Origin of the sequence: Xanthomonas sp. LMC-A-07, from assembly GCF_030208825.1 — a bacterium.
GTDB lineage: Bacteria > Pseudomonadota > Gammaproteobacteria > Xanthomonadales > Xanthomonadaceae > Xanthomonas > Xanthomonas campestris.
In genome coordinates this window covers 71,781-83,768 of sequence record NZ_JARVTF010000013.1, presented here as the reverse complement: position 1 = coordinate 83,768, position 11,988 = coordinate 71,781, and the positions used below count along the sequence as shown (strand labels likewise).

Here is an 11,988-nt window from a genome sequence, read left to right as displayed (position 1 = left end):
GTGGCAGCGTATGGCCGTCAGTCGCGGTGCCGTCGATCTGTGCGTCGCGGTCTACCAGGGAGGTCACCGTCACTGGGTCACCTTGGCTGGCGCAACCTGGTGCTTGCGATGCGCACTGCCCATCTTGTCGGCGACTTCCTTGGGCATGTAGGTCTCATCATGCTTGGCCAGCACGTCCTCGGCCACGAACACACCTTGCTGCATGCGGCCGGTGGCCACCACCGCCTGGCCCTCGCGGAACAGGTCGGGAAGGATGCGGTCGTAGCGCACCGGCAATTGCGCGTCGCCGTCGGTGACGCGGAAGTGCGCTTCCAGCGAGCCGGCTTCGCGCCGGAACGAGCCTTTTTCCACCATGCCGCCCAACCGAAAGCGCGCGTGCTCCCCGGCCTCGCCGCGCAACACCTCGGCCGGCGTGTATAGATACGCCACATTGCGCTGCAGAGCCATGGCCACCAGCGTGGTCGCCAGGCCACCGGCCAGCACCAGCGCCAGCACCAGCCACAGACGGCGGCGACGTTGCGGGTTCATCGGGTCAGCTCCACATCGGTGGGCAGTGTGCGTTTGCGCTCGCGCAGGCGCCGTGCGCGGGCCACCTTCAATGCTTTGCGCACCTGCCAGCGGCCGGCGATCAAATCCCACAGCAGCACCAGCGCGAACACCGCGTAGGCCGCAATCACATAGGGCAGATAATTCATGCCGTGCCCTCCGCATCGCGCACGATCCACGCCTTGCCGGCTTCGCGGCGCAGGTTGTCGGCACGCGCCCGCGTGAGCAGCGAGCCGGCAAACCAGAACTTGGTGCCGATCACCATCAGCCACAGCGGCAGCAGCATGCTGGCATCGATACTGGACGGGCCCAGCAGACGGATGCTCTGGCCCTGGTGCAGCGAATTCCACCACACCACCGAATAGCGGATCACCGGCAGCAACGCGACGCCGACGATTGCCAGCAGGCTCGCCGCCCGCGCGGCCTGACGGCGGTCGTCGATGGCGTGATACAGCCCGATCACGCCCAGGTACAGAAACAGCAGGATCAATTCGGTGGTCAGGCGCGGGTCCCAGTCCCACCAGGCGCCCCACATCGGCTTGCCCCAGATGCTGCCGGTGAGCAGGGTGATCACGGTAAAGGCGGCGCCGATCGGCGCGCAGGCCATGGCCAGGATCTCGCACACCTTGATGCGCCAGATCAGCGCGATGGCCGCATACAGCGCCATCAGCCCGAACACGAACAGGCTCATCCATGCGCTGGGCACGTGGATGTACAGGATGCGGAAGCTGTCGCCCTGCTGGTAGTCGGCCGGCACCGCGAACAATGCCTGCCAGATGCCGATGCCCAGTAATACCGCCGCCAGCGCATAGCACCACGGCGCCCAGCGCGCGGTAAAACGGTCGAAGATCGGCGGGGAAGCAACGTGGTGGAACCAGCGGGCGACGACGTTCATGCGATGGCGATGGCTCTCGGTATGACAATTGCTCGCGGAGCGGAGTGTCGCATCAACGCCGCATCGACTGCATTGGTCAGCTCAGTGAAATACGGATCGCGGCCGCCGCAGCGAGCGGTGCCAAAACCACGCCGATCACCAGGCCGGCCCCCAACAACAACAACGCACCCACCGCATCCTGGCCTTGTCCGCTGGCCGCCACACTGCCGGCGCCGAACACCAGCACCGGCACGTACAGCGGCAGCGCCAGCAGCGCCACGAGAATACCAGAGCGTTTCATGGTGACTGTCAGCGCTGCAACCACGGCGCCGAGCAGGCTCAGAAGCGGTGTTCCCAGTGCCAACGATGCCAGCAGCACGGGCAGTTGGTCATGTGGCAGGTGCAGCAATTCGCCCAGCAACGGGGTCACCGCGATCAGCGGCAGTGCGCTGGTGGCCCAGTGCAGGAGCACGCGCACGGCGATCAACCAGGCCAGCGGCACCGGCGCGAGCAGCCATTGCTCCATCGAGCCGTCTTCGACATCGCTGCGGAACAGCGCATCCAGCGACAACAGCCCGGCCAGCAGCACCGACAGCCACAGCACCGCCGGCGCGGCCTGCGCCAGCAGGTCCGGGCGCCCGCCCAGGCCCAGCGCGAACAGCACTACGATCAGCAGCGCGAACAGCGCCGGCTGCAGCGCATCGCTGCGGCGGCGCCACAGCAGTTGCAGGTCGCGGCGCACCAGCGCCCGCCCGGCTTGCCACAGCGAAGGTTGCGGCGAATGCGCGCTCATGCGGCGGCCTCCAGGGTCAGCATGCGCGTGCGCACCGGCGGCGCAGCATAGGCGCCATGCGTGGTGACCAGGGCCGCGCCACCGCCACGCAGATGCGCGGAGATCATCCGGTTGACCAGGGTGATGCCCTCCAGATCCAGGTTGGCATAGGGTTCGTCCAGCAACCACAGCGGGGCCGGCGAGAGCCACAGCCGGGCCAGTGCCAGCCGCTTGCGCTGGCCGGCCGAGAGCTGCCGCACCAGCGCATCCTCGTAGCCGGCCAGGCCCACGATGGCCAGTGCACTGCCAGGCATCTGCTTGGCCCGCCGGCCGTGCAGGCCGCACAGGAAATGCAGGTTTTCCAGCGTGCTGAGGTCGGCCTTGAGGCCGGGCAGATGCCCGAGATAGGCCATGAATCGGCTGCGGTCGCCACGGCGAGCGGTCTTGCCGTCGATCAGGATCTCGCCGCGCTCCACGTGCAGCAGCCCGGCCAGCACGCGTAGCAGCGTGGTCTTGCCGGCGCCGTTGTCGCCTTGCACCAGCAAGGCCTCGCCGGCATCGACATGGAAGTCCAGCGGGCCGAACACCGGCTCCTCGTTGCGGCTGAAGGCCAGCGCGCGCGCAGCCAGCAACGGCGGCGCAGTGTGGAGCGGATCGATCATCGGCGCAGCGGGCTCCCGTCGCAGGACGGCATGGGAAGGGCAAGACAGGGCGCGCATTGTAGCGACGATGCGCACGGCCCGGGGCCGCGCATGCGGTGTGATGTGTCCGGGAACGCTGTTTTGCGCATCGCCCGGCGCACTGGCTGGGCGGGTTTGCGTACACTCGCGGTCCCCTGTTTGTCGACCGGAAACGCGCGATGCCCGTCACGACCAAGCTGCCCAAGGTGGGCACCACCATCTTCACCGTCATGTCGCAGCTGGCGGCCGAGCACGGCGCGGTCAACCTGGGCCAGGGCTTCCCGGATTTCGCGGTGCCGCAGCGGCTGGTGGACGCGCTCGGCCAAGCCATGGCCGCCGGGCACAACCAGTACCCGCCGATGACCGGTTTGGCCGCGTTGCGCCAGGCCATCGCAGGTAAGGCGCAGCGCTGCTATGGCGCGCAGGTGGATGCCGATACCGAAATCACCGTCACCAGCGGCGCCACCGAGGCCATCTTCAACGCAATCCACGCGGTGGTGCGCGCGGGCGAAGAAGTGATCGTGCTGGACCCGGCCTACGACTGCTACGAGCCGGCGATCGATCTGGCCGGCGCACGCGCCGTGCACGTGGCGCTGGACCCGCAGACCTTTGCGGTGGATTGGGACGCGCTGCGCGCGGCGATCACTCCGAAGACGCGCTTGCTGATGATCAACTCGCCGCACAATCCCTCCGGCGCGATGCTCTCAGCCGCCGACATGCAGACCCTCACCGAGCTGCTGCATGGCACCGATATCTTCCTGCTGTCTGACGAGGTCTACGAGCACATCGTGTTCGACGGCCGCCGGCACGAGTCGGTGCTGCGCTGGCCGGAATTGCGCGCGCGCGCATTCGTCATTTCCAGCTTCGGCAAGACCTACCATTGCACCGGCTGGAAGATCGGGTATGCCATTGCGCCGCCCGCGCTGAGTGCTGAATTCCGCAAGGTGCATCAGTACAACACCTTCACCAGCTTCGGCCCCGCGCAGCACGCGTTCGCGGCGATGCTCCGTGACGAACCGGAGCACGACGAGCAACTGGGCGCGTTCTATCAGGCCAAGCGCGACCGCTTCCGCGCGCAGCTGTTGACCACACGCCTGGTCCCGCTGCCGGTGCCGGGTGGTTATTTCCAGCTGGTGGACTATTCGGCCATCAGCGACCTGCCCGACACCGAGTTCGTGAAGTGGCTGACGGTGGAGAAGGGCGTGGCGGCGATTCCGCTGTCGCCGTTCTACGAAACCGCACCGTCCGGCCAACGCCTGGCGCGGCTGTGCTTCGCCAAGAACGATGCCACTTTGGATGCAGCGATAGCGCGGTTACAGCAGCTTTGAGGCCATCTGCCGAAAACGTGGCTGAGCGAAAACTGCATTTAGTCCAGGTGAAGGATCACGGCGATGTCGATTACGGGAATGTATTTTGGCATCACATTCGGCTTGACCTTGGCTAGCGGAATGGTCAATGGCGCACTCTTTTATGGCCATGTGTTGACCGGACTAGCTGACCGTGGCCAGGGGGCGGATCTTGATTTCGCCGTGCTGCCATCCCGGAGAGAGAGATACGTGGAACGTTATCTCGCCCTGCTCACCGCCCAGGAAAGGCGCACCACCGCCAACCGTCTGGTTCGCCACCTGCGCTGGGTAACTCCCACACTAGGGTTGTTGTGTCTGTTTGGCACACTTTGCATTGGAGCACGTTGGCGATGACGCTTACCCCGCAAGATCTAAAAATTTCTCTGGTCCAGGGCAGCACCCGCTGGCACGATCCAGCCGGCAATCGCGATTATTACGGCGCGTTGCTGGAGCCGTTGGCCGGGCAGAGCGATCTGGTGATCCTGCCGGAAACCTTCACCAGCGGGTTTTCCAACGAGGCCATCGACAAGGCCGAAGACATGGACGGGCCCACCGTGGCGTGGATCCGCACGCAGGCCGCGCGGTTGGGTGCGGCGATCACCGGCAGCGTGCAGCTGCGCACCGAGCACGGTGTGTTCAACCGGCTGCTGTGGGCCACGCCGGATGGGGTGCTGCAGTATTACGACAAGCGCCACCTGTTCCGCTTCGGCAACGAGCATCTGCGTTATGCGGCCGGGCGCGAGCGCCTTTGCGTCGAGTGGAAGGGGTGGCGGATCAATCCACAGGTCTGCTACGACCTGCGCTTTCCGGTGTTTTGCCGCAACCGCTTCGATGTGGAGCGCCCGGGCCAACTGGATTTCGATCTGCAGCTGTTCGTCGCCAATTGGCCGTCGGCACGTGCCTACGCCTGGAAGACACTGCTGCGTGCGCGGGCGATCGAGAACCTGTGCTTCGTGGCGGCGGTCAATCGCGTCGGGGTGGACGGCAACCAGTTGCACTACGCCGGCGACAGCGCAGTGATCGATTTCCTCGGCCAGCCGCAAGTGGAAATCCGCGAACAGGAACAGGTGGTGACCACCACGATCAGCGCAGCCGCGCTCGCTGAGCACCGCGCGCGCTTCCCGGCGATGCTGGATGCGGACAGTTTTGTGCTGGGCGAGTAGGTGTGGGCGGGGATTTGGGAGTCGGGATTAGGGAGTTGCAAGGGCGGGAGTTCTGACGCCTGATTTATCTGCGGGCTGCTTCCGCCTGGTAGCAGCTGAAAGCGGCTCGTCGTGGAACACCTGCGTTTCCGTTAAGGCGTAGGCCGCTTCGGCGCGCGACGGCTAGCGCCTGACATTGCATTGCGCTTGCCTGGGCTGCCAGCCGCTAATCACTCGGAAGTGGTGGGCGACTCTCCCTGTTCGCTCCGCGCTTCGCAGCTACTGCGCGTGCTTGCCGGCCGCGGCGTGCGGCAGTGGTGTGAGCCGGATTTCATAGAGCGTCGGCCAGCGTTTGCCGGTGACGAACAAGCGGTCGTGCTCGGCGTCGAATGCGATGCCGTTGAGCACATCGTTGGTGGAGTCGGTCAGTGCGTCGGCGTCCGGCACCAGCGCTTGCAGGTCGATCCAGGCCACTACCTTGCCGCTGGCTGGATCGATGCGCGCAATGCGCGAGGTCAGCCAGACATTGGCGAGCAGCTCGCCGTTGACCCATTCCAGTTCATTGAGATTGTCCAGCGGCCGTCCGCCAGCGGTGACCTTGATGCTGCCGACCTGCTGCAATGTGTCCGGATCCAGTTTGCGGATCACGGCGGTGCCGTCGCTCATATACAGGTGGGTGTCATCGCTGGTCAGCGCCCAGCCTTCGCCCGGATAACGGAAACGCGCGCGCGGCGTCAGCGTCGCCAGGTCATAAACGAAGCCTTCGTGGTTACGCCAGGTCAGCTGGATCAGGCGGTCGCGCCAGGCCACGATGCCTTCGCCGAAATACGGTGGCGGCACCTCGGCGCGTTGCAGGATGCGCCCTGTTTCCAGGTCCACCTTGCGCACGCTCGAGCGCCCGGTCTCGCCAGTGCTTTCGTATAGATGGCCGCGTAGATAGAACAGGCCTTCGGTAAAGGCAGCGGTGTCGTGCGGATAGCGCTTGACCACGCGATAGCCCTGCGTCGGGACCGAGTCGCGGGCGATTGCCATGGCCGGCAGGAGTGCGAGGATGAGTAGCAGGGCAGGGACGAGACGTGGCATGAGGTGATCATCCCATGCCGGCCAAGACCGAAGCCAACCGCACCGCGATCTGCTCGATCAACGCCGGATGCAAGGACACCTGCACGTTGGGATGCGGCATGCAGAGCCAGTGATCCCATTTGTCCCGGTGCGCGGCGACTAACCGTCTCTCGACCCGGCTGCGCAAGGCTGCATCAAGCGCACCTATGCATTGAAAATGCAGGACGTGAGGTCAGTGACGCCATCGATTCCGATATGGAAGTCGGCACGCAACGGCCCCCAGCGGCGGCTCGGCCTTGCGCCTTCGCGCCGCCAGCGCTTCGCTCCGACGGTGGCGCCCATCGGCACGGGAGGCCACGCGGTGAACTGCGCCGCCTGCGCCTTGCACGCGCCCCAACGATTCGCTGAACCGGCGCTTGCACGGCGCGGGGACCTTGTCGCGACCGCCACACCGGCGCTGCTAGGCTCGCGCCACGTCCATCACCGGAAGCTGCACATGATCAAGTCGTTCTCTCTGCTCGCGCTGCTGGGCGTCGCCACGCTCGCGCCGCAGGCCCAGGCAGCAGGCAACATCGACTGCAAACTGTCGTTCAATCTCGAAGGCTGGTCGGTGTTCTACAAGACCGCCAGCGGCACCGGCACCATCACCTGCGACAACGGTGCGGTGATTCCGGTGAAGATCTCCAGCAAGGGCGGTGGCCTGACAGTCGGCAAGTCAAAGATCACCGGCGGCCGCGGCACCTTCTCCGGTGCATACAGCCTCAATGATCTGCTGGGCACCTATGCGGCCGCCGAGGCGCATGCCGGCGTGGTCAAGTCCAGTACCGCACAGGTCGTCACCAAAGGCGACATCTCGCTAGCCCTGGCCGGGACGGGTGAAGGTGTGGACCTGGGTGTCAATGTAGGCAACTTCGTGATCGAGCGTCGCAAGTAAGACGCAGCAGAGGGCGCTGAAGACGGCACTGCACACAACAAGCGCATCTGTACGCGAGAGGCTTTGTTACCTAGAGATAGGTAACAAAGCCTCTAGAGGTCTGTAGCGATGGCGGCAGTGCGTTGGCCGCACTGACTTTGATTGACGAGTGAAATGATGTCGGGATGGTAGCGACATTGCGCGGATCGAGTGAACTTGATCAGACCGGCAACTAGTCCGACGGCCGCACGGCATGCACTGCTCGCACATGCGCACCGACACTCTGGACTGGTCCTTGCCCGCCCACCGGCGCGGGACCTTATGCGGCATGGATGCCGTAGAAGAGCTTACATGGACGTACTTGCAGCGTGTCCCGCGCCGGTGGGCGGGCTAGGGCCCTGCAGCCAAGCCGCAGATCAGCCGCTCTGCAAGTGATCTATCCGCACTGTCCAACCACTCCAAGACAAGAGAAGACAATCGAAATGTCGAGTCTTAGCCGCATTTAGATGTAGTCAAAAAGCTTGGTTAGTCGAGGGCGCGTTGCCCTCACCGCTTGCGGGACACGCCGCAAGTACGTCCATGTAGGCTCGGTGGCGGCATCCATGCCTCCACACGGTCCCGCAAGCGGTGAGGACATCGCACCTGGCAACGTGGTTGTGTGCTGATGGGAACCACAAAGCCGGCCGCGCCCGCATAGCCGTGTTCCGTTGGCCGCTCTAAAGCTGCCTCGCGTGCCGGTTCGCTGCGAGCCAAAGTTTTCGCTGCGAGCCACTGTTAACGTCTCGCTTACTTCGATGTATCGCGTGATTCAAGCAGACATGATCCAAGCGATAACGAAAAACGGCCCTTCGCAGGGCCGTTTTTTTTTGCACGTCTTGTAGCTTAGCGACCGCGATTGCCGCCACCTGGTGGCCGACGGTTGCCGCCACCCGGGGGACGACCACCCGGACCACCTGGGCCACGCGGTGCGCCGCCCGGACCACCGGGACCACGATTACCGCCTGGTCCACGGTTGCCGCCGGGGCCGCCTGCACGCGCACCGGTCGGACGACCGGTGGCCGGCCGCGCGGCGCCATACGGGCTGAAACCCGGGTTGGCGTGATCGGACGGGAAGCTCGGCGCGTTGCCCGGGTGGCCGTAGGGGTGCTTGCGCTGGCCCTGACCTTGACCCTGCGACTGACCTTGCCCGCCTGCCGCGCCGCGGCCCTGGCCGCCTGCGCCCGGGCGTGCGCCGCCCGGACCCTTCTTGGCGTAAGGACGCGGCTGGCCGGTGCCGGCGCCGCCGGGGCCTGCGTTGCGGTGGCCGCTCGGGCCGGTGCTCACGCCATCGGGCACATACCAGCTGCGGAACGCGGCCGGGTTGCCGTCCGGTAGCGAGCGGTCGCCCTTGGCCGGGCCACGCTGCTTGAACGGGCGCTGCTGCGATTGCTTGGCAGCGGCTTCGCCGCTGACCGTCAGGCCGCCCTTGAAACCACCGGGCTTGCCGCGGCCACCACGCCCGCCGCGATCCTCGCGCAGGTTGTCAAAGCGGCGCAGCTCACGGCCTTCATCGGCGCCGGAGGTCTGGCCGTTGACGTAGGCATTGCTGCGGCCGTCGCGCGACACGTGCACGGTCGACTTGGCGGCGCGGCGCTGGCCGATCACCGGCTGCAGCGTCAGTGCCGACGGCGCGCCTTCTTCCAGCTTGAGTTCGGCGCGCAGGGCGTCGACCTTTTCCTGCGCCAGTTCCACCGATTGCCCGCGCAACAGCTCGCGCGGTAGCGACACCTTGCCGTAGCGGGTGCGCTTGAGGCGGCTGACCTGGCAGCCTTGCGACTCCCACAGGCGGCGCACTTCGCGGTTACGGCCTTCCTTGACCACCACGCGGAACCAGTCGTGCGAATCGGTGCCACCGATGCGTTCGATCTCGTCGAACTTGGCGCCTCCGTCTTCCAGCAACACGCCGCGCGAAAGCCGCTCGATCATGCTGTCGGGCACCTTCTCTTCGCCTTCCGGGGCGCGCACGCGCACCACGTACTCGCGTTCAACCTCGTAGGAGGGGTGCATCATCGCGTTGGCCAGCTCGCCATCGGTGGTGAGCAGCAGCAGGCCGGTGGTGTTGATGTCCAGGCGGCCGATAGCGATCCAGCGCGAGCCCTTCAGCGCCGGCAGCGACTCGAATACGGTCGGGCGGCCTTCGGGATCTTCGCGGGTGGTCACTTCGCCTTCGGGCTTGTTGTAGACCAGCACGCGCGAGGATTCGGTCAGCGCGCTGGCGACGAAGCTGCGGCCGTCCAGTTCGATCTTGTCGCCGCTGCGCACCGACATGCCGGTCTGCGCGACGGCGCCATTGACCTTGATCAGGCCATCGGCAATGCGCTGCTCCAGCGCGCGGCGCGAGCCCAGGCCGGCCTGGGCCAGCACCTTGTGCAGGCGCTCTTCCAGTTTCGGCGCTTCGGGCGCGCTGTCGCGCTTGAGGGAAAGCTTGTTCAACGACAGCTTGCGGGGGGTGTCACTCATGTGTCTGGCTCCGGCCGACGCGTTCTGGGTCGGCCTCTGGGTCGGAATCGGCTTCGTCAACAGCCACGGTCGTCGTCGCGACGGCGTTGTCTTCGTCTTCGTTCACTGCATCCGCGCGCGTGCCCGGCGCGGTGTCGGGTTCGCCCTCGCGGGCGGTCTGTGGGTCGTGCGTGTTCGGGTCCTGCGCCGCGGCGGCCGCGGGGTGCTGCGGTGTTGCATCGTTCGGGTCGTGCGCATCGGCAGCGCTGTCTGCGCTGTCGCTGCCCTGGGCCTCGGGGCCATCGGTGCCGGCGCCGGTCGTTTCGACCTGGGTGGCGTCTCCGTCGGCTTGCGGCTCCACGTCTGCATCTGGCGCTGCATCGGTGGGCACTGCTGCGCCGTCGTCGTCGCTATCAGCATCGGCATTCATTGCATCGCCGTCGTTGTCTGCTCCGGCGACATCATCAGCGCTGGCGTCGGCGGCGTCATCGCTCTGTTCGCCATCAGCCTGCTCTGTATCAGCCGGCGCGGTCTCGTCTTGCGCCATCGCGGCCGCGGCGGGCACCGGGCCGTCCAGCTGGCCGTCGCGATCCAGCGGCAGCTGCGGTTCCAGCTCGGCGATGTCCTTCAACTCAGACAATGGCGGCAGCTCGTCCAGCCGCTTGAGCCCGAAGTAGTCCAGAAAGCCCTTGGTGGTGCCGAACAGGGCGGGCTTGCCGGGCACGTCGCGGTGGCCCACCACGCGGATCCACTCGCGTTCTTCCAGGGCCTGGATGATGTTGCTGCTCACCGCCACGCCGCGCACCTGCTCGATTTCGCCGCGGGTGATCGGCTGGCGGTAGGCGATCAGCGCCAGGGTCTCCAGCGTGGCACGGGTGTACTTGGTGCGGCGCTCGGTCCACAGCCGCGCCACCCAGCCGTGCACGTCGGCCTTGACCTGAAAGCGGAAGCCGGACGCCACTTCCACCAGTTCCACACCGCGCTCGGTGCACCCCTCGCGCAGCAGTTCCAGCGCGCGCTCCACGCTGCCGGGCGGTGCCGGCTCTTCCTCGGGAAACAGCCCTTGCAGCTGCGCCAGCGTCAACGGCTGGCTGCTGGCCAACAGGGCGGCTTCGATAATGCGGGTGATCAGCGCTTGATCCATTCGGTGATCGGCTTCAGGTGGGTTCGTTGGCAGCGTCGCTGTCGTCGAATTCGCTGGAGAATTGCAACGGCGCATTGGTATTGCCCAACGCCAGCGACTTCACGTAGATCGGCGCCAGCGGCGCTTCCTGCACGATGTCCAGCAACTGCTCCTTGGCCAATTCCAGCAACGCCAAAAAGGTGACCAGCACGCCGAGCTTGCCTTCCTCGGCAGTGAACAGCGATTCGAATCGGTAGAACTTGCCATCGTCCAGACGGCTGAGCACATCGCCCATGCGCTGGCGCACGCTCAGCGCCTCGCGCTTGATTGCATGCCCGGTAAACAGTTCGGCGCGCTTGAGCACGTCGTACAGCGCCATCAGCATTTCTTTCAAATCCACCGGCGGCGGCAGCTTGACCGCGGCACGTTCGGGCAGATGCGCCTGCACCGGCGCCGAGTCGCGCCCCATGCGGGGCAGGGTGTCCAGATCCTCGGCGGCCTGCTTGAACCGTTCGTATTCCTGCAGCCGGCGCACCAGTTCCGCGCGCGGGTCGTCTTCTTCGCCTTCCTGGCTGGGCGGGCGCGGCAGCAGCATGCGCGACTTGATCTCGGCCAGGATCGCGGCCATCACCAGGTATTCGGCCGCCAGTTCGAAACGCAGCTCCTGCATCACGTTGATGTAGTCCACGTACTGCCGGGTGATTTCGGCGACGGGAATATCCAGGATGTCCAGGTTCTGACGGCGGATCAGGTACAGCAACAGGTCCAGCGGACCTTCGAAGGCGTCCAGGATGACTTCCAGCGCGTCCGGCGGGATATACAAATCCTGCGGGATCTGCAGCACCGGTTGCCCATGCACGACCGCCAGCGGCATTTCCTGCTGCTGCGGTGGCGCGCTCGTGGCTGGCGGATTCGCGTCGTGCGCGAGTTCGGAATTCATCAGGTCGACATCGGGTCTTGCGGTCGCCGGCCACGGTACGGAGCCGTGCCTGCAGGGCTTTGCCTTGAGTTATTGCGATCAATGTCGTGCCTGCTTCGGCACGATCCCACAA

The 11,988-nt window shown here is 65.9% G+C and carries 13 protein-coding genes; 4 read left to right on the top strand and 9 right to left on the bottom strand.

The genetic code is table 11. The features are described from left to right. Nucleotides 1–69: 69 nt before the first annotated feature. The 5 genes from ccmE to ccmA form a co-directional block, all read right to left on the bottom strand. Complete coding sequence (ccmE, locus tag QRM89_RS14325) at nt 70–528, bottom strand: cytochrome c maturation protein CcmE (RefSeq protein ID WP_011037368.1); 459 nt, start codon at nt 526–528, stop codon at nt 70–72. Further along, complete coding sequence (locus QRM89_RS14320) at nt 525–695, bottom strand: heme exporter protein CcmD (RefSeq protein ID WP_012438189.1); 171 nt, start codon at nt 693–695, stop codon at nt 525–527. Before QRM89_RS14320 ends, ccmE begins: the two co-directional genes overlap by 4 nt. Continuing rightward, the gene (locus QRM89_RS14315) at nt 692–1,441 is read right to left on the bottom strand and encodes a heme ABC transporter permease (RefSeq protein ID WP_011037366.1); all 750 of its coding nucleotides are present in this window, start codon (nt 1,439–1,441) and stop codon (nt 692–694) included. The genes QRM89_RS14320 and QRM89_RS14315 overlap by 4 nt, the downstream gene beginning before the upstream one ends. A 76-nt stretch (nt 1,442–1,517) precedes the next feature. Next, nucleotides 1,518–2,213: a heme exporter protein CcmB gene (gene ccmB / locus QRM89_RS14310; RefSeq protein WP_011037365.1), complete on the bottom strand. Its 696-nt coding sequence runs from the start codon at nt 2,211–2,213 to the stop codon at nt 1,518–1,520. Then, nucleotides 2,210–2,854, bottom strand: a complete 645-nt coding sequence (gene ccmA / locus QRM89_RS14305; RefSeq protein WP_011037364.1) for a heme ABC exporter ATP-binding protein CcmA — start codon at nt 2,852–2,854, stop codon at nt 2,210–2,212. Before ccmA ends, ccmB begins: the two co-directional genes overlap by 4 nt. 197 nt (nt 2,855–3,051) lie before the next feature. Here ccmA and QRM89_RS14300 point away from each other — a divergent pair, with 197 nt between their 5' ends. From QRM89_RS14300 to QRM89_RS14290, 3 genes are all read left to right on the top strand, one after another. Further along, nucleotides 3,052–4,200 (top strand): pyridoxal phosphate-dependent aminotransferase, encoded by a 1,149-nt coding sequence (locus QRM89_RS14300; protein ID WP_285448310.1) that lies wholly within the window; start codon nt 3,052–3,054, stop codon nt 4,198–4,200. 63 nt (nt 4,201–4,263) lie between these two features. After that, complete coding sequence (locus QRM89_RS14295) at nt 4,264–4,572, top strand: hypothetical protein (protein ID WP_076055080.1); 309 nt, start codon at nt 4,264–4,266, stop codon at nt 4,570–4,572. After that, a complete protein-coding gene (locus QRM89_RS14290; protein ID WP_285448309.1) occupies nt 4,569–5,381 on the top strand; it encodes an amidohydrolase in 813 nt (270 codons plus the stop codon). The genes QRM89_RS14295 and QRM89_RS14290 overlap by 4 nt, the downstream gene beginning before the upstream one ends. Before the next feature lie 258 nt (nt 5,382–5,639). Here QRM89_RS14290 and QRM89_RS14285 read toward each other — a convergent pair whose 3' ends face one another. After that, the gene (locus tag QRM89_RS14285) at nt 5,640–6,443 is read right to left on the bottom strand and encodes a glutaminyl-peptide cyclotransferase (RefSeq protein WP_228424652.1); all 804 of its coding nucleotides are present in this window, start codon (nt 6,441–6,443) and stop codon (nt 5,640–5,642) included. Between the two features lie 475 nt (nt 6,444–6,918). Between QRM89_RS14285 and QRM89_RS14280 the strand changes: the two genes are divergently transcribed. Then, the gene (locus QRM89_RS14280) at nt 6,919–7,356 is read left to right on the top strand and encodes a hypothetical protein (RefSeq protein ID WP_042599256.1); all 438 of its coding nucleotides are present in this window, start codon (nt 6,919–6,921) and stop codon (nt 7,354–7,356) included. A gap of 861 nt (nt 7,357–8,217) precedes the next feature. Here the strand turns inward: QRM89_RS14280 and QRM89_RS14275 are convergent. From QRM89_RS14275 to QRM89_RS14265, 3 genes are read right to left on the bottom strand one after another with little or no spacing between them, the layout of a single operon-like run. Further along, nucleotides 8,218–9,834, bottom strand: a complete 1,617-nt coding sequence (locus QRM89_RS14275; RefSeq protein ID WP_228424653.1) for a pseudouridine synthase — start codon at nt 9,832–9,834, stop codon at nt 8,218–8,220. Beyond that, nucleotides 9,827–10,957, bottom strand: a complete 1,131-nt coding sequence (gene scpB / locus QRM89_RS14270) for an SMC-Scp complex subunit ScpB (RefSeq protein ID WP_285448308.1) — start codon at nt 10,955–10,957, stop codon at nt 9,827–9,829. The genes QRM89_RS14275 and scpB overlap by 8 nt, the downstream gene beginning before the upstream one ends. Nucleotides 10,958–10,970: 13 nt before the next feature. Beyond that, nucleotides 10,971–11,876, bottom strand: coding sequence for a ScpA family protein (locus QRM89_RS14265; RefSeq protein WP_011037357.1), 906 nt, complete (start codon nt 11,874–11,876; stop codon nt 10,971–10,973). Between the last annotated feature and the right edge of the window lie 112 nt (nt 11,877–11,988).

Excerpts from the sequence above, each read along its gene's own strand:
- ccmE (WP_011037368.1), bottom strand. The coding sequence starts at position 528 with ATGAACCCGCAACGTCGCCGCCGTCTGTGGCTGGTGCTGGCGCTGGTG.
- QRM89_RS14320 (WP_012438189.1), bottom strand. The coding sequence starts at position 695 with ATGAATTATCTGCCCTATGTGATTGCGGCCTACGCGGTGTTCGCGCTG.
- QRM89_RS14315 (WP_011037366.1), bottom strand. The coding sequence starts at position 1,441 with ATGAACGTCGTCGCCCGCTGGTTCCACCACGTTGCTTCCCCGCCGATC.
- ccmB (WP_011037365.1), bottom strand. The coding sequence starts at position 2,213 with ATGAGCGCGCATTCGCCGCAACCTTCGCTGTGGCAAGCCGGGCGGGCG.
- ccmA (WP_011037364.1), bottom strand. The coding sequence starts at position 2,854 with ATGATCGATCCGCTCCACACTGCGCCGCCGTTGCTGGCTGCGCGCGCG.
- QRM89_RS14300 (WP_285448310.1), top strand. The coding sequence starts at position 3,052 with ATGCCCGTCACGACCAAGCTGCCCAAGGTGGGCACCACCATCTTCACC.
- QRM89_RS14295 (WP_076055080.1), top strand. The coding sequence starts at position 4,264 with ATGTCGATTACGGGAATGTATTTTGGCATCACATTCGGCTTGACCTTG.
- QRM89_RS14290 (WP_285448309.1), top strand. The coding sequence starts at position 4,569 with ATGACGCTTACCCCGCAAGATCTAAAAATTTCTCTGGTCCAGGGCAGC.
- QRM89_RS14285 (WP_228424652.1), bottom strand. The coding sequence starts at position 6,443 with ATGCCACGTCTCGTCCCTGCCCTGCTACTCATCCTCGCACTCCTGCCG.
- QRM89_RS14280 (WP_042599256.1), top strand. The coding sequence starts at position 6,919 with ATGATCAAGTCGTTCTCTCTGCTCGCGCTGCTGGGCGTCGCCACGCTC.
- QRM89_RS14275 (WP_228424653.1), bottom strand. The coding sequence starts at position 9,834 with ATGAGTGACACCCCCCGCAAGCTGTCGTTGAACAAGCTTTCCCTCAAG.
- scpB (WP_285448308.1), bottom strand. The coding sequence starts at position 10,957 with ATGGATCAAGCGCTGATCACCCGCATTATCGAAGCCGCCCTGTTGGCC.
- QRM89_RS14265 (WP_011037357.1), bottom strand. The coding sequence starts at position 11,876 with ATGAATTCCGAACTCGCGCACGACGCGAATCCGCCAGCCACGAGCGCG.